Raw genomic sequence first — 22,231 nt, forward strand, 5'->3', positions numbered from 1 at the left:
TCATGCCTGAGCCATTCACGTTCCGGCAGCGAGTTCCACTGCCTGACGGATGGCCTGGGCCTTGTCCAGATTAAAACCGTCTGTCTGCCGCCTCAGTGTATCAAGATCCGAACACTGACGGGCAGAAGAATCAGCAACAGGCAGGTCGCCACGTCGTGCTGCCGAGCGTGCACGGTCTGCCAGTCCCTCGCCTAGCAAATCACAGAGCAATGCGAAACCTTCCGTCTCACGGGCAATCCGGTCAATGAGAGGAAGCATATCAGCCGTAAGCGTCTTCCCCGCCAGTATTTCCGCCACAAACGCAGCAATCGCTCCATCCCGATCCTGCGCAAGAAACAATGCGCGCCCTGGAGAACCATGAGACCGCGCAAGAACATCCTCCGAAACATCAGGAACCAGCACGCGCATATCCGCGTCAGGCAGAGGCGAAAGGGCAAGCGCGCGACATCTGCTGCGGATAGTCGGAAGTAGCCGTCCCGGAGACGCGGTTGTCAGCAGCAGGATAGCTTTGGGGGGCGGCTCTTCCAGAATTTTCAGGAGCGCATTTGCTGCAAAACGGTTCAGATATTCCGCGCCGTCCACGATCACGACACGCCAGCCACCTTCCGTGGCTGTGTGGTGCAGGAAAGATTGCACCGGCCGCACATCCGCAGCCGTGATTTCTCCCCGCAAACGACCCTTTTTCTCGTCCACAGCACGAGAGATTTCCAGAAGATCCCCATGCGTCCCAGCCGTAATACGCCGTGCAGCTGCAGAGGCTGGATCTTCTCCATTCAGCAGTATCCGCGCCAGTCGAAACGCGAGCGTCGCCTTTCCAATCCCGGCAGGGCCGGAAATCAGCCATGCATGGTGTAATCGCCCAGATGCAAGGGCAGCACGAAACGTCTCTTCAGCCGCTTCGTGGCCTCGCAGGTCGAATGTGTGCCGTGGATCCGTCACGCGTCAGACGCGCACGCCGTATGACCGAGCTTCTCCGACACAGCATTCAGAAGGGATCGGCTAACAGCTTCAGGAGTGCGGCCAGCGTTAATACGCTTCACGCGCTCCGGTTCTGCCTTGGAAATCGCATCGAAGCCAGAAAGGACACGCTGATGAAAAGCCTCAGCCTGTCCTTCGTATCGGTCTGTCCGGCCTCCACGACTTTCCAGCCGCTCCAGCGCCTGTTCGCGTGGCAGTTCAAGCAGCAAGGTCAGATCAGGCTCTCGCCCGACAAGACGTCGTGCGCCAGTAATGAAGTCCAGACGTTCCGTTGATCCACGCCCAACACCATAGCCCTGATAAGCCAGTGTCGAATCATGGAAACGATCACAAACCACAACTGCGCCGCGCTGAAGAGCCGGAAGGATGAGATTATCCAGATGGTCACAGCGGGCTGCCATATGAGCCAGCACCTCTGCCCGCCAGGACAGCTCTTCTTCTCCGAACAGCAGAAGATGCCGGATTGCTTCTGCGCCCGGCGTTCCGCCCGGTTCACGCGTCAGAATGGCTTCGTACCCTAGCCCACGAATGTGGTCTGCCAGAAGGCGCGCCTGCGTGGATTTCCCCGCGCCCTCGCCACCTTCCAGCGTAACGAACAAACCGTTTTTAATTTGCAGGGCCATGACCAAGGCGCGCCATCGCACGTCCAACCAGTCCGAGTTTTGCAACGGATGCACCAGCCTGAAGCGGCACACGAATGTCACCCATGCCCGGCGCTGAAATTACGATCGCACCACAGGCCTGACCTTCAACGACCGGTGCAATCACTGGTGACGCATAATCCACTGCAATATGGGAGCGCTGCTGCCAGCCCACCGGCATGGTCATTACAATGTCAGCACCCGCGACTAGCGGTACAGCCTTGTGTTCACCCATCCAGACCGGCGCATGATCCACAACCTGTCCCTTGCGGAACAACGTGGCATTTTCGAAATTTGCAAATGCCCAGGACATAAGGCGTTCACCTTCATGCGCGCGCTCATTGCTGGACGCTGTCCCGTTAATCACGACAATCACGCGATTTCCGTTCCGGCTGGAGCTGGCACAGAGACCAAACCCACCCGCATCGGTGTGGCCCGTCTTCAGGCCATCAGCCAGTCCCTTGTCGACCAGAACGTTACGGTTGCCCTGACGGATCTTGTTGAACGTGAATTCCGTCTCACCGAAGAAATGGTAATATTGCGGGAAGTCACGGATCAGGTGCATGGCCACGGTCGCGACGTCATGCGCGGACATGTAATGCCCTTCAGCAGGCAGACCGGTCACGTTCATGAAGTGGGAATTTGTCAGACCGATCTTCGGAGCTTCTTCGTTCATCATGGCGACGAAGCGCTCTTCAGAGCCGGCGATCCCTTCTGCGAGCACAACGCAAGCGTCATTGCCTGACTGAATGACCATGCCCTGGATCAGTTCAGAGACAAGTACGCTCTCGCCCAGCGGCACGAACATCTTGGAGCCCTGCGTCCGCCAGGCTTTCTCACTGACCGGAAGCCCCTGCTCCAGGTGCAGACGCCCGGTCGCCAGCATGCCGAACACGATATAGGCCGTCATCATTTTCGTCAGGGACGATGGTGCCATCCGCTCATCTGCAGATTTATCCAGCAGAACTGCACCCGTGCTGGAATCCACAATGTAAGCCCAGCGCGCAACAGTATCGAACGGGCCAATCGGCGTATTGGCAGGCGTCCCAACCGGAGCAGCCGAAACATCAGAAGCGGCGGCAGCGGCTTTTGCATGAGCTGCGGCATGATGGTGCGGGCGTGCCAACGCACTCAGCGGCCCGCCAAAAGAAGCACAGGCTGCAAAGCCCGCAACACCACCGAAAAGAGAGCGTCTAGTCCGCACGTTCGTCCCCAGTTGTTCGGCCTTTGTTACGGCCGTCATTCCACAATGATCCGCGCGCCCTCTACCCCGCACGCATGGGTCCGGTCCAGTGCCGCATCGGCCTGGGCGGTATCGGTATAGGGTCCGGACCTTACGCGCCAGTCCAGCCCTGCTCCATCTGGCACACGCTGAACCTCGCCGGAACAGCGCACAGCCACACTCGCGGCGGCCCCATGCCCGGAAAATTTTCCAAGAAGAACATATAGCCCCTGCGGACCTGTCATTCCCTGAGACCACGTTACAGGCAACGGCGTGAGCGCAGCGGACGGCTGGCCGCCCACAGACGAGTCGCTGCCATAGACTTTTTTCGAAGCGCCACCATCAAGCGACTCTGCGCGAACTTCCCCAACCGGAGCAGACTGCACATCCAGATGCGGCGCACCCGTCAGTCCCTCCATAACGGAACGGCTCGCGGTTTCGTCTTCAACAATCTCAACAGGCGTATCAGACGTCATGCCCAGCAGATCTGCGGCCTTTGGGGACAACGCGACAACACGCCCTGCACTTTCCGGCCCCCGCCGGGTCAGCCGGATCCGAACCACCCGCCCATTCAACAGATTTCGGACCGTCACGATCGACGGCAGTTGAAGGGTTTGGTGTGACCCGGTCATTCCACCTGATGACCAAGCCTCTCCGTCAGAAGCCAGTTGCCCATGTAACGGCACCTCACGTGTCGCCAGACCCGTTGCCCGATAGTCGAACTGCTCATTGGGATAAAACCAACCCTGCGGGCCGTGCCACGCATTCCCCAGCTCATAGTGGGGATGCGGCGCAATAGCAGGCTCATCATCCTGATGACACGCCCCAACCAGGGGCAAGAACGCCAGAAGTGGCGCGAAATTACGGAGAAACAATGCCGGTTCCCAGAAGACCTACGCCCAGCGCGTAATAATCAGACGGGTTGTAACGACGGATCACGTTGAAATTATGGTAAACCATGAAGGCCTGCGTCCCCGGACCATCCGGCTGCACAATCGCGCCTTTTACGTCCGTACGGGAGAAACGCGCGCCATCTGCCCGCCGCACGCCGCGAGACATCCACTCTGCCAGTGACCTGGTATTGGTCCGGCCAATCTCACTTTTATCTAACGCGCTGGCCAGTGTGACTTCCTGTCCCCATGGCTCGTAAGGCTGCCAACCGCATTTCCCGAGATAGTTCGCGATAGACGCAAACACATCGGGCTGGGACGTCCAGATATTACGCTTGCCGTCTCCATCACCGTCAGCCGCATACCGCAGATACGCGCTCGGCATAAACTGAGCCTGCCCCATGGCACCGGCATAGCTGCCCATCATGGCTTCCGGTGCGATATCGCCATCATTCAGGATCTGGAGCGCCTTCATCAGCTCTCCACGGAAGAACGTTGAACGCCGTCCATCGAATGCCAGAGTCGCAAGGGCGTCTACGACGGAGAAAGTGCCGGTATGCGCACCAAAACCCGATTCGAGACCCCAGATCCCCATCACGCCCCGATCGTCACATCCAAAGCGCTCACTGACGGGTGCCATCACGCTCTCCACGCCCGAATAGACAGTCCGGCCCTTCTGAAAACGCGACTCCGGCAGCACGCGATCACGATACTGCGCCCATGTCAGGGTGAACTCCGGCTGATGCCGATCGAGCTTGAGAACCTTGGCATTGGGCTCTCGCGTCAAAGCCAGAGCACGGGAGACGATGCTGGAAGAAAGCCCCTGCGCCAGTGCCTGCGATCGGACACCGGCGAGAAATGCACCGTAGTCCTGAGCTTCAGCAGAGCGGATCCCCATCGCAGCCGCTCCGGCAACAGAGGAAAAGGCAGCAAGAAGATGACGTCTTTTAAGCACGGGAATATCAGCCCCCAGAGGGTGGTTCATTTGAAGCGCACGCTAGCAACCTGTGATGCTCCCTACCAGTCTTCCGCAAAACCTTTCGAGCATTCTCCGGTCAAAACGCCCGGCGTGAGATTGTCGCCAGCGCGCTGACATGCGACATCAACGTTCCATGATCATGGAACATCCCGCGGCATGATAGCCATTGGCCCCGCCCTGGCGTCACAGCCTGCCTGGCTGAAAGCAGTCAGCATCATTGTGGGGACCTTTATCCTCGAAGACGTGGCAACCGTTCTTTCCGGAGTGGCTGCACGTGCGGGGCATGTCAGCATCGCTCTGGCCCTGGGTGCACTCTGGTTTGGCGTCGCAATCGGTGATCTCGGGCTATATGGCCTAGGGGCCGCTGGTGCACGCTGGCCCCGTCTTCGCCGCTTCCTGACGCTTCCCAAGCAGGAACGAACGCAGGACTGGTTTTCCAAGAACGTCATCCGCATCGTCGCCATCTCCCGCTTCGTGCCCGGCGCGCGCCTCCCGCTCTATACAGCCTGCGGCTTTTTCCACGCACCGTTCCTGCGCTTCGCCCTGACAGCAGTGCTCGCCACCCTTGTGTGGACAACACTGCTGTTCCTGCTGGCCATGCGCATTGGCGGCTGGCTTCTGGCGCATCAGGGAGGCTGGCGCTGGGCCGGACTGGCGGGATTTGTTCTGTGTATTGTTATTGTCGGGCGCCTGATCGCCCGTATCCAGACCGTGAGCCAGTAACCGAATGTCCAAGACAGAGACCGAACAGAACCCCCTCTCGCTTTTCGAGTTCTGGCCCGGTTCCATCTTTTACACGCCCATCGTCCTGTACTGGATCGCAATGGGTCTGAAGTACCGGGACCTCAGCATTCCGACGGCCGCCAATCCGCGCATCGAGACCGGTGGTCTTTGCGGAGAGAGCAAGTCTTCCATTCTCGACATGGCTGGCCCAATCGCTCAGGAGGCTATTGCCCCTTACGCTGTTTTTGCGAGTGGCGCTGGCGCGTTGGATCGTGCGCTAGCCGCGATGGAACGAAAGGAGCTGTCATTTCCGGTAGTGGTCAAACCCGATATTGGCTGCAACGGAACAGGCGTGAAACTCGTCCGCTCCCGGGAGCAACTCGAAAGCGTTCTCCCTCAGTTCCCGAACGACGTTGACCTGATGGTACAGGAACTCATCGACTGTCCGGTCGAAGCCGGCCTGTTTTACATCCGCCATCCCGATCAACCGCAAGGCCGCATCACGTCGGTAACATACAAGGAAGCCCCGGTTCTCACTGGCGACGGACATTCCACCATCGAGGAACTCATCATGAGTGATCCTCGCATGGGTCAGGTTCCGCAAATCTATCTTCCGCGTCTGGTAGGTCGGGAAAAGTCGGTTTTGGCAGAAGGGGAAGTTCTACCCCTCGTGTTTGCTGGCAATCATTGCAAAGGGTCTGTCTTTCGCGATGGCCGGGCCGATACCACCCCAGAGCTGACCGCGCGCCTGGACGCCATCATGAAAGATGTACCGGACTTCTATTTCGGCCGTGTAGACGTGAAGGTTCCGTCGGTTGAAGCGCTGCAGCGCGGAGAAGGCCTTCGCATTATCGAAATTAACGGTGTCGGCTCCGAAGCAATCCATATCTGGGACCGCCGCACGACCCTGTGGGAAGCATATCGGGCGCAGTTCTCACACTATCACCAGACCTTCCTCATCGGCGCTGCCAACAAGGCGCGTGGATGGAAGACATCAGGCGCTTTCGGAATGCTGCACTCCTGGCGCAAGCAGCGCCGGCTGCTGGCGTCCTATCCGATGAACGACTGAGAGAACTCAGTTTCCGAGTTTACCACCGCCAAAGATATAATTGCTGACCTGCTGCTCCAGCGAAAGCTGGTCGCGGGTGTCCTTGATGACCCCGCCAGCAGACAGCGTCTTAGGGTCTTTCCCCGGTTCAATCTGAAGCGCGTTATCAGCCGTCATGCTCGGCGCACCAATACCGACAGCCGTATCAACCGGAAGATTGAGCTGCTGATCAACGGAAAACGTCACGTCAGCCATCTGGGTCTGTGGGTTGAGGCTGATCGACTGGACACGCCCCACCGTCACCCCGGCGAGATCAACATCAGCGCCAGCTTTTAAGCCATTCGCTGAATTGAACTGCGCATGCATGACGATGCTGTGCTGAACCGGCCCCTTGCGAAGCTCACCGCCATAAACAAGAAAAGCCCCGGCAACAAGAAGGACAAGACCGCTTGCCAGAATGGCGCCACCGCGCCCGCTGTATCCTGCCTTCATGTGGTGCCTCAACTTTCAAAAAACCCGGTAAGCTGGCGAGTTAGTCTTCCCCCACAGCACGGTCAAGGTTGCGTCCCTTCGCGCCATCAGGCAAGTGACTTCCTTTTCCGCCCATCCGTGCAGGCTCCATGACGCTTTTTCAGGCCATCATTCTCGCCATCGTTCAGGGCATTACTGAGCCCTTCCCCGTCAGTAGCCTCGGCCATGCCGTTCTGCTGCCCGGTATCCTTCACTGGAACCTGGACGAACATTCGGAAATGTTCCTGCCATTCCTGACAATGCTGCACGTCGGAACCCTTGTGGCTCTGGCCGGCGTCTTCTGGCGCGACTGGATGGCCATCCTTCGCGGGATGCTCGGTCTGCACGGCCGATACAACCAGCTTGAATCGATTCGGGTTTTTGGTCTTCTCGTCATTGCGACCATCCCGGCCGTCATCTTCGGTGGGCTTTTTGAACATAGCCTGCGCTCCATTTTCGGGGCACCTCTGGCCGTCGCAGGCTTCCTGGTTCTGAATGGCCTGCTGCTTCTGGTCACGGAATGGCTCCGCAGACAGCGCGGACAGGCGGATCACCGTCCGATTTCTTCCCTGTCTCCCAAGGATGCTCTGATTATCGGGTTCTGGCAGTGTCTTGCCCTGTTCCCTGGTCTGTCGCGTTCAGGCGCCACCATGAATGGCGGTCTTCTGCGCGGACTGGATCACGGCACCGCCGCCCGTTTCTCGCTGCTCATGGCCCAGCCAGTCGTTCTGGCAGCGACCGTCAAGGAAGGCTGGCAGATGCGGCATATGACGATTGCCCACGACGTGATGTTTCAATGCGTCGTGGGGGCCATCGCTGCCGGGATCACAGCTCTGATCTGTTCTCTCCTGATGTTGCGCTTTTTCCGCAATCATGACGAATGGGCTCTCAAGCCTTTCGGCATCTACTGCATTGCTGCCGGTCTGCTGGCAGGCGTTCTCATCGTTCTATAAACCTTTCCAGACGCCGCTTTTCCCGGCAGATTAGGGATCATGCCACTTCCGATACAATCCAGCCCATCCGCCTCAGCCACGGCTGCCCGTCGAAAGAGTCTCGAACAGATCATGTCCGAGAATGAGGCGCATGGATTGAAGCGTAGCCTCACAGCGACGCAACTTATTCTTCTAGGTGTCGGCTCCACCATTGGCGCCGGTATTTACGTCATGACGGGAACGGCTGCTGCCGAATATGCTGGCCCCTCTGTTCTTGTTTCGTTCGTGGTGGCCGCCCTCGCCTGCCTCTTCACCGCTTTCTCGTATGGTGAGCTTTCATCCACGCTCCCGGTCTCTGGCTCCGCATACTCCTACGCCTACATCTCCATGGGCGAGAAAGTGGCCTGGATCGTGGGGTGGCTGCTCCTTCTGGAATACGGAATTTCCTGTGCAGCCGTCGCCGCCGGACTGTCCGGTTATGCGTCGTCTCTCCTTGCCGTTTTTGGTATCCATATTCCTTCCAGCCTTACTCAGGCGACGTTGCAGCCTGTCCCTGGTTCGGATGGCACAGCCATTAGCGCTGGCTGGCGACTGGATCTTATCGGCCTGACGGCCGTCTTTCTGGTAACCGGCCTCTTGGTGCGTGGCATTGAGGAATCTGCCCGCGTTAATACGCTGATCGTTATCCTGAAGGTTGGTGTTCTTGGTTTGTTCGTTGCCTTCGGCATCCATGCCATTCACCCGGCAAACTGGCATCCCTTCATTCCGCCCAGCGAGGGTGGCTTTCACTATGGGGTCAAAGGGATCTTCCGGGCAGCGTCGATCATCTTCTTCGCTTATGTCGGGTTTGAGGCGGTCTCAACCGCTTCAGCGGAAGCCAAAAACCCAACACGTGATGTCCCCATTGGAATTATCGGTAGCCTGCTGATCTGCACGATTGTCTATATTATCGTTGCCGCCGTGCTTCTGGGGATCGTGCCTTATCGGGAGCTTGATGTCCCGGACCCACTGGCCATCGCAGTCCGCGCCATGAACACCCCCTGGCTGTCGATCTTCATCAATGTTGGCGCAACCATTGGTCTATGCTCAGTTCTGATGGGGCTGATGTATGCCCAGTCGCGCGTGCTCCTGACGATGAGCCGGGATGGTTTGATCCCTTCTCTGTTTGGAAAAGTGCACCCTAGCTTTCGTACGCCGTGGCTGGGAACGATCGTTCTGGGAATCATCGTTGCCATTATGACGGCAACACTTCCCATCGACATCATCAGTGATCTGGTCTCAATCGGTACAGCCGCAGCCTTTGGCATCGTCTGCTTCACAGTCATCTGGCAGCGGAACACACGCCCGGACATTCAACGCCCCTTCAGTGTCCCTCTGGGAGGCTTTCGGATCCGTGGTTTCTGGATTGGCATCACACCACTCCTCGGCATCATTTTCTGCCTGTTCATGACCATTCCGCTCGTCACGGACATGATTCACTCCGTTGCCAATGGAAATCCTGTGCCGATCATCCTGCTAACGAGCTACGTCATTCTTGGCGTCGTCACATACGTCTTTTACGGACGTCGCAATTCCACAATGGCAGGTTGAAAATCACACCCTACGGAAGAACAGCGTTTAAACAGCAGCGCTTTCTTCCGTAGAGCCGTAGCGTCCCAGTGCTTCGCCAAGGGACTGCCCAGTACCATTCTTCCATTCAGACCATCCATTGGCAGATCGTCCGAGCAAATAGGCGGCTGATGAACTAGGAGACTTGTAAAGCGTGTCACGCGTATAGATGACACGCTCTCCTTCCACACGAAGAACGCCCTGATCAATCAACTCCTGACGCTTCTGGTAATATCCGTTTTTCAGAAATGCCTCGGAAACCTCTGTTCTTCCGTACGATCCCGCAAGAACAACAAGCCCTTCCTCAGTGTAACGGGCTCGGCCGTTCACACCCCCTGCTCTGCAATAAAATTCCTGTTCCGCATCTTCCGATGCCACAGGATTATAGGTGTGATGCGGAGTGATGACTGGAGTTTGAACAACACGAGCCCTGATCAATGGATCAAAGAGCGGATAGCCCAGCGTCGTCAGCAAAATATCGAATGTTTCAAAGATTTCCCGGCATTCGGCTTCCATCGCTGGTGGCGTATGCGGCTTGGTACCGATCGTACCGTTATCCAGCTCAAAGCGCTGAGCTTGCGCTGCGCGACTGATGGACAGCCATTCCAGATAGTAAGCATGCGTGAGCGTCAGGCTCTGCGTCAAAGACAATGCCACGACGGCTCGGTTCCAGAAATCCTTCTTCTCATTGTGCTGCTTCAAGCGCGCGCCCAGATTTCCCGTTTGCCCAATATAACCCATGGGTGCGGAAGTCTGTTCATTCTCGCCGAAAAGAACATAAACCCCGACGAACCCTGCTTCAGGCATCGCCAAAAAGGACTCAAGACGCACTCGTGGAATTTCAACAACCTGCACAATGCGCGTTGTGATGGCTGCTGTACGAATACCCTGAGGATCACCGGAAGGAAGAAAGATCTGAATGGTCTGAGGATGTTCCGACATATTTTCTTCAGTCCTGCACAAGATCCGGCATTCATGCTTCAGCCAGAAACACTCAAGTCCGACGTAACAGCCATACGCTAAGCCGGCCAGATGCAGGCCACCCCTGCCAGCCACTTTCCTCAAACAAAAAAACCACCGCCAAGGCGATGGTTCTTGTGTCAGGCTCCCGGTGTTCCAGGCCCCATATAACTCCCCGGTGGCGGCCGATCGATTTTTGGAGACAAAAGCTCGCTTGGCCAGGCCTCAGCCCCCGGCCGGGGTGGCATCATGGCAAAACGTGCCCGCGGCAGAGCCTCCGGGCATTCTTCCCTGATCCGCGCGATAATCTTTTCCCGGATATCACACCTCAAATCCCAGCTCTGAAGAGCATTGCGCGCACTGGCGATAATACGGATCGACATCACCTGAGAGTTACAGTCCGCCACCTGCGCATCAAAAACCTTACCGTCCCAAAGTGGGCATGTGCGGATGATCTCATTCAGCATCTCCCGGATGCGATCCATTGGCGCCTCATAATCGAGCCATAGGAACACAACACCGATGATCGCCGCAGAATTATGCGTCCAGTTTTCGAACTGGTTCTCCAGGAAGTAAGAAATCGGTACAATATGACGGCGCCAGTCCCACACCCGCAGCACAACATATGTCGCGTTGATTTCCTCAACCCAGCACCAGTCACCATTGATGATGACGAGATCTTCCATACGAATGGGCTGGGTCACAGCAATCTGCACGCCTGCAATCAGATTGGTCAGCAAGCCACGCGCAGAAAGACCCACAATCAGTGATGCGGCTCCAGCCGAAGCAAAGAGCGACACACCATACTGTTTCACGGACGGGAACAGCATGAGGGCAGACGCCACGGTCACAATGCCCACCATGATTTCCGTCAGCCGCCTCAGAACGCGGATCTGCGTCTGGTGCGTACGGATCATGATGTCGTCGGTCTGTTCTCTCGAAGAAAGCCGATTGAGATACGCTTCCGTCATGATCCGGAAAACGATAATGGCAGAAAAGCCAAACGTCAGAACCAGCAGGAACAGGAAAAAGAGTCTGAGGTTCTGTTCAGTCTCATAGGCAAAGCCTGTCACGGCAGGCAAAGCCGCAATCATCGCAAGCAGTGCGATCATAATCCGTGTTGGACGCCGGAGCGCAGCCACGATCCGGCGGATCAGGGCACCACTTCGTGAACCGGGGATCCGCAGCGTCAGGGACGTTACGAGATTACCGCAATAAAAAGCCAGAATACCCACGACCGCGAGCATCAGAACAGAAACAACGGCTGCCGGAAGCCACGTAAAATAAGATCTTACGGCAAACAGCGTGCTGACGAAGTGCTGCGTCACTAGGCAGGAAGCTCCATATCAAGAGAGAATTGAGGGATTCAGAAAACCATACCAGATATGGCCATTGTAAAAAATGCGGCGACTAAAATCCTGAATTTTCCTTCTGATAACGTGTTGACACACCAACAGATCCCCCTTAAAACCCCGCCTCAACGCCGGGTTGCCCGGTGGGATGGCGGTGTAGCTCAGTGGTAGAGCAGGGGAATCATAATCCCTTGGTCGGCGGTTCAAATCCGTCCACCGCTACCATCCATAATTTCCTAAAATTAAATAAAAATCTTTCAGGTATCTGATCTGAAAGCATTTTTGTATCATGTTGACATGATCAAGAAGCCTCTTGCCGTCGTCACCATGGCCTATAATGAGCCAGAACATCTTCAGATCTGGCGTCGGCATTATGGCGCTCAGGTCGGTGAAGCGTCATGTTACGTTATTGACCATGGCTCCAATGACGGATCGACGGATCATCTTGGTCAGGTCAACAGGATCCGAATTCCCCGCTCTCCTCAGGATGACGAACGACGTACGCGTGCCGTTGGCGCATTCTGTGCCAGTCTTCTCGAATGGTATGACAGCGTCATTTACAGTGATGTGGATGAGCTTCTCCTGACAGATCCTGCCATCTACCCGTCCCTCACCCATTTTGCTGTTGCCAATAGTAGCCCTGTTGTCACAGCCACGGGGCTAGACGTCATCCATCTGCCCAACAGCGAAACTGACTTCGATTATAGTCGGCCGGTTTCAATCCAGAGGCAGCATTTACGATTTTCGAGTGCGATGTGTAAGCCGGTACTCATCCGCGCCGCGGTGACGTGGGCTCCGGGCTTTCATTGCTGCAAAGAAGTCAGCCCTCAGCTGACAGCACCGCTGTTTCTTTTCCACCTGCGTTACGCCGACCTTGCCTCAGGCCTCAGGCGTCTGAACCGAACCCGAACGCAGCCCTGGAGCTCAGAAAATGCCGGCCAGCACCAGCGCCTCCTTGATCAGGACTGGGAGAACATGCTCCGCAACATGGCAGGCCTTCCGATAGTGCACACAACATTCGATCAGCAGGACCAGCGGCTAAAGAACTGGCGCCAGGCCGTCGAACAAAGCGCAATCGGTCGTGATCGTGACCAGTACAGGCTTGACCTTCACATCAATGGAACCGAGCTCTGGCACCTCCCCGAACGGTTTGTAGGGCGGATATAAAAAAGAGCCGGACCTTTTCAGGACCGGCTCTTTTTCAAATCTTATTCAGCGTCGGCTGAAGCGTCCTGAGGCCGCTGGGCCTCGAAGGAAGGTTGTTCGCCACCTTCACGGTCGCCGCCCTGATAATTTTCTTCGCCATGTGGCTCACGACGATCTTCATAAGCGCGCTGACGCTGCGCCTGACGCTCGTTGCGCTCCTGCTGACTCTGCTGGGCCGCCTGATTCATCGCATTAAGAATGCGGAAATAGTGCTCGGCATGCTGGAAATAGGCTTCCGCAAGAATACGGTCCCCGGTTCCGGTGGCATCCCGACCAAGCTGGAGATACTTCTCGAAAAGCTGCTGAGCAGTTCCGCGAATTCTGAGGTCCGGGCCATTGCTGTCAAACACATGGTTGCGGTTCAGAGGGGTCTGGGAACTACTTGTGCGTGGTGTCCCGCCGCCTGCACGATGATGCCGGCCTCTTATACGCTTCATATTCATCGACCCGTGATGCACTTTCCTGATGGCGGGCCCCTCTTCTGCCCTTGCAGAAGGATGCATCCGCCGCTGTCGAAAAGACGTCTGTCTATCTCGCTGTGGCTGGACACTGGCCAGCCTTCTCATCTGTTACCGGCTTACTGAAAGACGGCCAACAGGAGCAACTCCGTGAGGAAAAAAACGCCATTACGGCTTTCACTCCAAAACGTAGCTTCTGGGTCATACCAACTCTCAGCCCTTAAGCCAACGTCTTTCCTCAGTTTTCTGTCCGCTGCAGAACAAGAGCGCGTGCAATGCCCCCCAGATCATCCTGCCGCGCGACCTCTTTCAGCCCTCGCCGGCTCCCCAGTTCGGACACAGCATCGATCTGCCCCATGCCCATTTCCAGAATGGCGTGCCCCCCGGGAACAAGCAGTCGGGGCAAAGCGTCACACAACAACCGATAGGCATCCAGGCCGTCCGTTCCTCCATCCAGCGCCCGGGCAGGCTCATAACGGGAGACCTCCGGCATCAGGTCGGGCACGTCAGCACTCTCGATATAGGGCGGATTGGAAATCACGACATCAAACTGCCCGTTCAGGGCGGAATCCCAGTTCCCTGCCAGAAACGCACTGCGTTTTTCCAGTCCGTTCCGAACCGCATTCCGCTGGGCCAGAAGTGCCGCTCCAGGTGCAAGATCAACGCCTACACCCCACGCCCGGGAATATTCTGAAAGCGCGGACAACAGCAGGCACCCTGTCCCCGTTCCAAGATCCAGCATGGTAAGAGCCTCCCCCTTGTCCGGCCGAATGATCAGGAGTGCTTCTATCAGAGCTTCACTGTCTCCACGGGGAATCAGCGTCTCGGGTGACGTAAAGACATCAAGAGTCCAGAACCCCGTTTCACCCGTGATAAAAGCCAGAGGTTCGCGAGACGCACGCCGCTGAACCGCCGCCTCAAAGCGATTCGCTTCATCCTCCGAAAGAACGTTCACAGCGAACAATCCTGCCAGATCACGATGCATGGCCCAGGACAGCAGCAGCCGAGCTTCACGACGAGGATCTTCAAGTCCAGCCTGCTGCAAGACCACTGCTGCGCGCTGAAGAATGTCATCTTTTGCAGTCATTTTGTCAGTGAACCTGCTATACCTGTGATCATGAAGTCCAAACGTGCATTTTTCTTCTCGGTCCTTCTTCTGGGATGCGCCCTGCATTCAGCCAGCGCCCAGTCTGAACTTCCTGGCACCTTCACCGTCACCGATGAACGTGCTCCTGAAGAAATCTCCGAAGTCTCTCGCCTTTACCTGAACGGTAACCTGGTGGCGACCTTCCGCCTCGGCTTATCCAAATCGCGAGAAACCCAGACCATCACGCTGCCTGCCGGACGTAACGATGTTGACTACGCCCTGTGCGGCGAAATCACCATCATGCACAACGGTCATCAGGAAACGCATCAGGTCAGCAGCGACGGACAGCTTCATAGCCCGCAAGACCATGCCCTGGATGCTGTCGGCAGCAATAATTTCACAGACTTTTTTTTGGTAGACTACAACGACCCGTCCGTCGCCACTCATCGGCATGGACGGGCTGCTGTTTGCGCAGTTCCCAGCAGCTGAGGCTTTAAAAGCCTTCAGCAGCCAGAAGCTCTGTCTGTTCTTCACGTGTCAGCGCATCGATAATCTCATCAAACTCGCCCGCCATGATGCGTTCGATCTTGTAGAGCGTCAGATTGATGCGGTGGTCCGTCACACGCCCCTGCGGGAAGTTATACGTCCGAATCCGCTCTGACCGGTCCCCTGTTCCTACCTGAGAGCGCCGATCGGCTGCACGAGACTCATGAGCAGCTGATCGCTGCCGCTCATACAGACGTGCACGGAGGATTTTCATGGCCTTGGCACGGTTCTTGTGCTGGCTCTTTTCTTCCTGCATCGCCACTACGACGCCAGTAGGAATATGCGTAATGCGAACAGCACTTTCCGTTTTGTTGACGTGCTGCCCACCCGCGCCCGACGCACGATAAACGTCAATCCGCAGATCGTCGTCATTAATCGTGACGTCCACCTCCTCGGCTTCCGGCAGAACAGCGACCGTCACCGTGGACGTATGAATGCGCCCCTGGCTTTCAGTCGCCGGGACGCGCTGTACGCGATGCACGCCAGACTCATACTTCAGGCGAGCAAACACAGAACGGCCGGAAATTGTCGCCATGCCATCTTTCAGCCCTGCAACTTCATTCTCGGCGTATTCCATGACTTCAAAACGCCAGCCATTCTGCTCCGAAAACCGGCGATAGGCATCGAAAAGCTGGGCGGCAAAAAGCCCCGCCTCATCACCACCTGCCGCCGGACGAATTTCCAGAATAGCACTGCGTTCATCTGCTGCATCTTTGGGAAGAAGAGCGAGTCGGAGATTGTGCTCCAGTTCAGGAATTTGGGCTTCAATCTCTTCCAGCTCAGCCTGAGCCAGTTCCTTCATTTCCGGGTCAGAAAGAAGAGCTTTGGCCCCATCGCGCTGTGTGTCGGCGTCCTGCCAGGCCCGGATCGACGCAACGACAGGCTCGAGTTCTGCATACTCCCGTGAAAGACGCGTGAACTCTTCCCCCGTCGCCTCACCTGCGGACATCAGAGCCTGAATTTCCTCCGACCGCGCAACAATTCGCTCAAGCCTGTCGTCAAATGCCACGTGTCAGGCGCCCTTCAGTGCCTGAACCAGATCCGCAACAGATACCTCCTGCTGATCACGCGTTCCCAGATCACGAAGCTGCACGACATCGCGCGCAATTTCTTCATCACCCAGAACAACCGCATGAGATGCACCGGACTTCACGACGCGCTCCATGCGCTTCTTCATGTTCCCACGCGTCTCAATTTCAGCACGCAGTCCCGCTTCGCGCAGTGAGCGGGCAATCGCAGCACCTTTGAGAAGAGCCTCGTCTCCCATAGGAACAATTGCAATTCCAGCAGGAACAGCAGGCGCGTCCTCAAGCAGCAGGGCAAGACGCTCAATACCACCGGCCCAGCCAATTGCAGGAACAGCAGGACCGCCCATCTGCTCAACCAGACCTTCGTAGCGTCCCCCAGCCAGGACAGTGCCTTGAGCACCCAGCTTCGTCGTCACAAACTCGAAGGCCGTGTGGCTGTAATAATCAAGGCCACGCACAATCCGCGGGTTCTGGACAAATTCCACGCCAAATGCCGTCAGGTAAGACCGTAGATCGTCCCAGAATTTACGAGACTCATCGTTCAGATAGTCCGCAAATGCCGGTGCATCTGCCAGCAGCGCACGATCCTGCTCGGACTTGCTATCCAGAATTCGCAGCGGATTTACCTCAAGACGCACACGGCTTTCTTCAGAAAGCGCATCTGCGTGCTGACGGAAATACGCCACCAGAGCCTCACGCCACGCCTGCCGGGACGCAATATCCCCGAGCGTGTTGATTTCCAGAACAACATGTTCTGAAAGACCAAGCGCTTTCAGAATGTCGTAGGCCATTGTGATGACTTCGGCGTCCCGCAGGGGGCCTTCTGCGCCCAGCAACTCCGCACCAATCTGGTGGAACTGGCGATAACGCCCCTTCTGCGGACGCTCATAACGGAACATCGGCCCGTGATAAAACGCCTTCTGAGGTAAGGACTGGGTCAGGCCGTTCGTCACAAGAGCACGACAGATTGAGGCTGTGTTCTCGGGACGCAGCGTAATGCTTTCGCCGCCCCGGTCCTCAAAGGTGTACATTTCCTTGGAGACGACATCGGAAGTTTCCCCGAGTGTCCGGGAGAAAACCCGCGTGTCTTCGAAGATGGGGGTGCTCCACTCTTCAAAGCCATAGGTTTCCAGAACAGCTCTGGCCGTCTGCACCACATGGTGGTGACGGCGCATCGTGTCGCCAATAAGGTCGTGTGTGCCGCGAGGTGGCTGCAATCCTGACATCAGTGAGCCGCCGGGTCCAACAACTTGGCTGCTTCAGCTTCCGTCTGAGCCTTGTCTGCCTCAATGGCGGCAACTTTGGTCTCAACCAGGTCCACAATGTGCTCGATCATGTCTTCTGCCGGCATCGTGTGGTCCTGACGACCCGCCGAATAGACCATATGGCGACCAGAGCCACCGCCGGTCACACCGATATCGGTCATCAGGGCTTCACCCGGACCATTCACAACGCATCCGATGATAGACAGCGTCAGTGGCGTCTTGATGTGCTGGAGGCGATCTTCCAGCGTCTGCACCGTCTCAACCACGTTGAAGCCCTGACGCGCACAGGACGGGCAGGAAATGATCTTCACACCGCGATGACGCAGGCCAAGGGACTTCAGAATGTCCCAGCCCACCAGAACTTCTTCTTCCGGTGCCGCAGACAGTGAAACGCGCATCGTATCACCCACGCCCGCCCAGAGCAGATTGCCTAGACCGATGGAGGACTTCACTGTACCGGCACGCTTGGAGCCAGCTTCCGTGATGCCGATGTGCAGCGGATGGTCACAGCAGTCTGCAAGCTGCTGATAGGCCGCAACTGCCATGAACACGTCAGACGCCTTCACGCTGATCTTGAACTCATGAAAATCATGGTCCTGAAGGATCTTTGCGTGCTCCAGAGCACTCTCAACCAGCGCTTCCGGGTTAGGCTCACCGTACTTTTCCAGAAGGTGCTTTTCCAGCGAGCCAGCATTCACGCCGATACGGATGGAACAGCCGTAATCCTTGGCAGCGTTCACAACTTCACGCACGCGCTCGGCACTGCCGATATTGCCTGGATTGATACGCAGGCAAGCCGCGCCGGCCTTTGCAGCTTCGATCGCGCGTTTATAGTGAAAGTGAATATCCGCAACGATCGGCACGTTCACTTCATGAACGATTTCCTTCAGAGCGGCCGTGCTGGCTTCATCCGGACAGGACACGCGTACGATATCCACACCTGCCAGTTCGGCGAGACGGATCTGGTCGATCGTCGCCTGGGCGTCAGACGTCAGGGTATTGGTCATGGTCTGCACGGAGATCGGCGCATCACCACCGACCGCAACCTTGCCGACATGAATCTGGCGCGACTTGCGACGCTCGATGTGCTGATAGGGGCGGTAGCTGCTCATGATTTACCTCTTCGTGCCCGGGATAACCGGGTCCTTTGGGTCAGGGGCGTTACCCCCCTGTTTAATGCGATGGAGACGATTGATCCAGTTGCCGGGCATTCAGATCGTCAGCAGAAACTTCTGCGGAAGGCGTAGGAGCTTTTTTAGGGCGACGTATTACAGGCTTAACAGCAGGCGCCGCAGACGAATCATCTGGTGCAGCAGAAGTTTGCCCGTCAACACTGTGCTCGGAAGGCGCAGCCACCACGGCAGACGGCTGTGCCGGGAGAGCAACACCATTGCCGAATGCACCTGAGCGGATAGCATCCGCTGTAACTTCAACATTCCGGCGCACTTCACCCTGACGACCAAGCGGCGCGCTCGTGCAGCCATCTGTCGACAGGACAACACCACCCGCATTGCCGAAAGACATGCGGAACGGCGCTGCAGACGCGTCACCCTGCCAGCTCTCGCCAGCCTTGAGCACGCGAGACACAAGAACATGACCGTCCTTGTCCTTCACCTGCATCCAGACAGGCGCCAACAGACGCACGACAACAGCCCCGACGGGGACAGCTGGAGCGGGAGTTTCAGCAGGAACATCTGTAGCGGGGCCAAACTGATCCGTATTGTTTGGCGCGCCGTCATCCTCTTCTGCGCTCGGAGAGGGAGATGCTGGCGATGCTGCAGGTGTCGCAGACTCAGTCGGTGCAATAACCGGCTGCGGCGCCGGAGCTGGCACGACAGGAGCGACGGACGCAGGAAGTGGATCATGCGGCAGAGAGGGATCGGGAGTTGGTGCCCTGCCGGGCATAACAGACGCCACCTGAGGAGACGTGGTCGCAGACGTCGCGGCACCTGGCATCAGTTCCGCAACAGCAGGAATGCGGCGGTCTGCCGGACTGTCATGCGAGGCAAACCGATACCACCCAGCATAGGCCGCCACGACAACAACAAGCCCTGCTCCGACCAGCAGACCGATTGGCAGCCCACGCTCACCCTCAGGCTGCGGAAAGACGAGATCCGTCTTCCGATTGACGACCCCGCGATATTCTCGACGGAAACGGGCAACCAACCCATCTGCGTCCAACTGCATGGCGTGAGCATACGTCCGCAGGAAGCCGACAGCATACGCCACACCTGGCAGAGACGAGAGATCATCAGCTTCAAGCGCAACCAGCAGACGCGACCGGATGCGCAGCCACTGCGCAACATCATCTATCTGCCATCCCAACTCTTCCCGCCGCGTACGCAGAATCGTGCCAACACTGGGCTGGTCTGAGCGAAGCGGCATCGGACGGTCGGAGGGAGGAGACATGGCTGATAAAACCTGATCAGGCAGAAGCGTGAACGCGATCTTCCCGCTTCGCAATGGCTTCAACAGCCTGCTCAACGAGTGTGGCAATGATTTCGGAAACCGGACGGACTTCCTTGACCATACCAACAGACTGGCCAGCCATGACAGACCCGTTCTCGACGTCACCCTCGATTACAGCACGACGAAGCGCACCAGCCCAGAAATGCTCGATGGAGAGCTGAGCATCTTCCTTGCTGACACCACCGCTCTGGAACGTGCGGATCGTCTCTGCCTGATGCTTCAGGAAGCCACGGCTTCCAGCATTGGCAAGACCACGAACCGGAATGACTGGGAACTGCTCATCAAGCTGCACGGATGTCACAGCGTCACGGGCATTGGCCCGCAGGAACGCCTTCTTGAAGTTCTCGTGCGCAATGCTCTCTTCAGATGCGGCAAAGATCGTTCCGAGCTGCGCACCGGAAGCGCCCTGCTCAAGGTAGGACACGATGGCATCACCACGGCCCAGACCACCAGCAACAAAGACAGGAACATCCTTGATGTGCGGCAGGATTTCCTGCGCCAGAACTGTCAGGGAAACTGGGCCGACGTGGCCACCAGCTTCCGAACCCTCGATAATGAGAGCTTCAATACCCAGTTTCACCAGACGCTTGCCCAGAGCCAGCGCAGGCGCGAAACCAATCGCACGCGCGCCGCCATCACGAACACGTTTAATGATAGCACTCGTCGGCACACCACCAGCCAGAACGACGTGGGATACGTTATGTGCGAGGCACACATCCACCAGACGCTCTAGCTCAGGATGCATGGTGATGAGGTTCACACCAAACGGGCGCTTCGTCAGAGCCTGCGTGGCAACAATTTCTTCCTCAAGGCGCTCCGGCGTCATGGCACCACAGGCAATCACGCCGAAACCGCCAGCATTGGAAATGGCGGAGACAAGATTGCGCTCGCTCACCCAGGACATCGCGCCGCCAAGAATGGCGACTTCGCTGCCCAGGAAGTCACATCCCGGCTTCCAGAGGCGATTCAGGGTCTCGCGGGCGTCCGTCATTGCACTCACGTAGAGGGTTCCTCTTTCTTGTCCAGCCCGTACGCGGTGTGCAGTGCACGCATCGCAAGCTCTTTGTATTCCGAATCAATCAGGACGGAGATCTTGATTTCACTGGTGGAAATCACCTGCACATTGATCCCACGTTCCGCCAGCGTAGCGAACATGGTCGCAGCAAGCCCGGCATTCGAACGCATACCAACACCCACGACGCTGATCTTCACCACATTGTGGGACGTCTCAAGCTCGCCATACTGGATGATGCCATGAGCACTTTCCAGAACAGCGCGGGCAGCAGCCTCATCGCTTTTACCGACCGTGAAGGTCATGTTCGTCATGCGGTCAACGCCCGTGCTCTGCACGATCATGTCCACATTGATGTTTGCCGCAGCCAGAGGTCCGAAGATGGCGGCCGCGATGCCCGGACGGTCCGGAATACCCCGAACGGAGAGCTTTGCTTCATCATGCGAGCTGGCAATGCCCGCAACCAGTTCCTTCTCCACGATCTCGTCCTCATCCACCACAATCGACCCACTGTCATCGTCCGTCTCGGAGAATGACGACAGCACACGTACACGGACCCCTTCACGCATCGCCAGCCCGACACTGCGGGTCTGAAGTACCTTGGCGCCTACGGAAGCGAGTTCAAGCATCTCTTCATACGTGATGCGATCCAGCTTCCGCGCGCGTTTCACGATACGCGGGTCCGTCGTATAAATTCCATCAACATCCGTATAGATGTCGCATTGATCCGCATGGATCGCCGCGGCAATCGCTACAGCAGATGTGTCTGATCCGCCACGCCCAAGTGTGGCAATCCGGTTATCCGGCCCAATTCCCTGGAAACCGGCAATAACTGGCACAACGCCACTATCAAGGCATTTCAGCAGTTCCGTGCCGTCAACACCATCAATGGACGCTTTGCCGTGCGCGTCATCCGTCACAAGCGGGATCTGCCAGCCCTGAAAAGAGCGTGCCGGAACGCCTAGTGCCTGTAGCGCGATAGCCACAAGACCACTCGTGACCTGTTCACCAGACGCGACAACGGCATCATATTCCTTTGGATCTGCCAGCGGGTCCAGCTCGGCGCAGTATCCAACCATTTGATTGGTCACACCCGCCATGGCCGACACAACAACAGCCACCCGACGCCCCTGCGCATGCTCGGCCTTGACCCGCTGCGCAACGACCCGGATGCGTTCAATTGTTCCGACGGACGTACCGCCGAATTTCATGACGATCGTTTTCCGTTTCCCGCTATCCACAGACATGGAAAGAGTATCGGCACGACCGGAAACCTGGTCGTGAACGGGAGTATCGGACATGGACATCGCGGATAAG

General features: G+C 57.2%; 22 protein-coding genes and 1 tRNA gene. 7 read left to right on the plus strand and 16 right to left on the minus strand.

Translation table 11 applies throughout. The features are described from left to right. Positions 1–15 precede the first annotated feature (15 nt). The 5 genes from ABF979_RS03825 to ABF979_RS03845 are packed head-to-tail and all read right to left on the minus strand — an operon-like array spanning position 16 to position 4,686. The gene (locus ABF979_RS03825; RefSeq protein WP_415557909.1) at positions 16–939 is read right to left on the minus strand and encodes a DNA polymerase III subunit delta'; all 924 of its coding nucleotides are present in this window, start codon (positions 937–939) and stop codon (positions 16–18) included. Beyond that, positions 936–1,601, minus strand: coding sequence for a dTMP kinase (gene tmk / locus ABF979_RS03830; RefSeq protein WP_415557911.1), 666 nt, complete (start codon positions 1,599–1,601; stop codon positions 936–938). Before tmk ends, ABF979_RS03825 begins: the two co-directional genes overlap by 4 nt. After that, on the minus strand, positions 1,585–2,862 hold the full coding sequence (locus ABF979_RS03835) for a D-alanyl-D-alanine carboxypeptidase family protein (RefSeq protein WP_415557912.1): 1,278 nt from the start codon (positions 2,860–2,862) through the stop codon (positions 1,585–1,587). The genes tmk and ABF979_RS03835 overlap by 17 nt, the downstream gene beginning before the upstream one ends. Next, complete coding sequence (locus tag ABF979_RS03840; RefSeq protein WP_046901486.1) at positions 2,859–3,716, minus strand: septal ring lytic transglycosylase RlpA family protein; 858 nt, start codon at positions 3,714–3,716, stop codon at positions 2,859–2,861. The genes ABF979_RS03835 and ABF979_RS03840 overlap by 4 nt, the downstream gene beginning before the upstream one ends. Beyond that, positions 3,703–4,686: a lytic murein transglycosylase gene (locus ABF979_RS03845; protein WP_415557988.1), complete on the minus strand. Its 984-nt coding sequence runs from the start codon at positions 4,684–4,686 to the stop codon at positions 3,703–3,705. Before ABF979_RS03845 ends, ABF979_RS03840 begins: the two co-directional genes overlap by 14 nt. Positions 4,687–4,866: 180 nt before the next feature. Here ABF979_RS03845 and ABF979_RS03850 point away from each other — a divergent pair, with 180 nt between their 5' ends. Next, positions 4,867–5,433: a DedA family protein gene (locus tag ABF979_RS03850; protein WP_046901485.1), complete on the plus strand. Its 567-nt coding sequence runs from the start codon at positions 4,867–4,869 to the stop codon at positions 5,431–5,433. A gap of 4 nt (positions 5,434–5,437) precedes the next feature. After that, complete coding sequence (locus ABF979_RS03855; protein ID WP_415557914.1) at positions 5,438–6,502, plus strand: D-alanine--D-alanine ligase; 1,065 nt, start codon at positions 5,438–5,440, stop codon at positions 6,500–6,502. A 6-nt stretch (positions 6,503–6,508) separates the two neighbouring features. On the opposite strand, the gene ABF979_RS03860 is transcribed toward ABF979_RS03855, so the two are convergent. Beyond that, positions 6,509–6,973, minus strand: coding sequence for an MlaD family protein (locus ABF979_RS03860; RefSeq protein ID WP_046901483.1), 465 nt, complete (start codon positions 6,971–6,973; stop codon positions 6,509–6,511). Positions 6,974–7,101: 128 nt separating this feature from the next. Between ABF979_RS03860 and ABF979_RS03865 the strand changes: the two genes are divergently transcribed. Together ABF979_RS03865 and ABF979_RS03870 are read left to right on the plus strand one after the other, a co-directional pair. After that, positions 7,102–7,944 (plus strand): undecaprenyl-diphosphate phosphatase, encoded by an 843-nt coding sequence (locus ABF979_RS03865; RefSeq protein WP_202207388.1) that lies wholly within the window; start codon positions 7,102–7,104, stop codon positions 7,942–7,944. A 39-nt stretch (positions 7,945–7,983) separates the two neighbouring features. Further along, entirely contained in the window at positions 7,984–9,513 is a 1,530-nt protein-coding gene (locus tag ABF979_RS03870) for an amino acid permease (protein WP_415557917.1), read from the plus strand. A gap of 27 nt (positions 9,514–9,540) precedes the next feature. On the opposite strand, the gene ABF979_RS03875 is transcribed toward ABF979_RS03870, so the two are convergent. Then, positions 9,541–10,473, minus strand: coding sequence for a GIY-YIG nuclease family protein (locus tag ABF979_RS03875; RefSeq protein ID WP_415557918.1), 933 nt, complete (start codon positions 10,471–10,473; stop codon positions 9,541–9,543). A gap of 158 nt (positions 10,474–10,631) precedes the next feature. Continuing rightward, positions 10,632–11,819, minus strand: a complete 1,188-nt coding sequence (locus ABF979_RS03880; RefSeq protein ID WP_064273188.1) for a mechanosensitive ion channel family protein — start codon at positions 11,817–11,819, stop codon at positions 10,632–10,634. Between the two features lie 174 nt (positions 11,820–11,993). Between ABF979_RS03880 and ABF979_RS03885 the strand changes: the two genes are divergently transcribed. Both ABF979_RS03885 and ABF979_RS03890 read left to right on the plus strand, forming a co-directional pair. Next, a tRNA-Met gene (locus tag ABF979_RS03885) sits at positions 11,994–12,068 on the plus strand. Positions 12,069–12,140: 72 nt separating this feature from the next. After that, complete coding sequence (locus ABF979_RS03890) at positions 12,141–13,010, plus strand: glycosyltransferase family 2 protein (RefSeq protein ID WP_415557920.1); 870 nt, start codon at positions 12,141–12,143, stop codon at positions 13,008–13,010. Positions 13,011–13,051: 41 nt separating this feature from the next. Here ABF979_RS03890 and ABF979_RS03895 read toward each other — a convergent pair whose 3' ends face one another. Then, positions 13,052–13,486, minus strand: a complete 435-nt coding sequence (locus ABF979_RS03895; RefSeq protein ID WP_373321848.1) for a DUF4167 domain-containing protein — start codon at positions 13,484–13,486, stop codon at positions 13,052–13,054. A gap of 259 nt (positions 13,487–13,745) precedes the next feature. Then, a complete protein-coding gene (gene prmC / locus ABF979_RS03900; protein WP_415557922.1) occupies positions 13,746–14,594 on the minus strand; it encodes a peptide chain release factor N(5)-glutamine methyltransferase in 849 nt (282 codons plus the stop codon). A 30-nt stretch (positions 14,595–14,624) separates the two neighbouring features. Between prmC and ABF979_RS03905 the strand changes: the two genes are divergently transcribed. Further along, on the plus strand, positions 14,625–15,083 hold the full coding sequence (locus ABF979_RS03905; RefSeq protein WP_064273185.1) for a hypothetical protein: 459 nt from the start codon (positions 14,625–14,627) through the stop codon (positions 15,081–15,083). 4 nt (positions 15,084–15,087) lie between these two features. On the opposite strand, the gene prfA is transcribed toward ABF979_RS03905, so the two are convergent. The 6 genes from prfA to ABF979_RS03935 all read right to left on the minus strand — a co-directional run bounded on the left by prfA (position 15,088) and on the right by ABF979_RS03935 (position 22,221). Continuing rightward, the gene (prfA, locus tag ABF979_RS03910) at positions 15,088–16,149 is read right to left on the minus strand and encodes a peptide chain release factor 1 (protein WP_099212338.1); all 1,062 of its coding nucleotides are present in this window, start codon (positions 16,147–16,149) and stop codon (positions 15,088–15,090) included. Between the two features lie 3 nt (positions 16,150–16,152). Next, the gene (gene hisS, locus ABF979_RS03915) at positions 16,153–17,394 is read right to left on the minus strand and encodes a histidine--tRNA ligase (RefSeq protein ID WP_415557923.1); all 1,242 of its coding nucleotides are present in this window, start codon (positions 17,392–17,394) and stop codon (positions 16,153–16,155) included. Beyond that, on the minus strand, positions 17,394–18,545 hold the full coding sequence (gene ispG / locus ABF979_RS03920; protein WP_046901473.1) for a flavodoxin-dependent (E)-4-hydroxy-3-methylbut-2-enyl-diphosphate synthase: 1,152 nt from the start codon (positions 18,543–18,545) through the stop codon (positions 17,394–17,396). The genes hisS and ispG overlap by 1 nt, the downstream gene beginning before the upstream one ends. 61 nt (positions 18,546–18,606) lie before the next feature. Further along, complete coding sequence (locus ABF979_RS03925; protein WP_415557925.1) at positions 18,607–19,842, minus strand: helix-turn-helix domain-containing protein; 1,236 nt, start codon at positions 19,840–19,842, stop codon at positions 18,607–18,609. Positions 19,843–19,858: 16 nt separating this feature from the next. Continuing rightward, positions 19,859–20,893 carry an NAD(P)H-dependent flavin oxidoreductase gene (locus ABF979_RS03930; protein ID WP_202207602.1) on the minus strand — a complete coding sequence of 345 codons (1,035 nt, stop codon included), beginning with the start codon at positions 20,891–20,893 and terminating at the stop codon, positions 19,859–19,861. A 5-nt stretch (positions 20,894–20,898) separates the two neighbouring features. After that, positions 20,899–22,221, minus strand: coding sequence for an aspartate kinase (locus ABF979_RS03935; RefSeq protein ID WP_415557927.1), 1,323 nt, complete (start codon positions 22,219–22,221; stop codon positions 20,899–20,901). Positions 22,222–22,231: the final 10 nt, after the last annotated feature.

The sequence above is a fragment of the Gluconobacter sp. genome (assembly GCF_047723935.1).
GTDB lineage: Bacteria > Pseudomonadota > Alphaproteobacteria > Acetobacterales > Acetobacteraceae > Gluconobacter.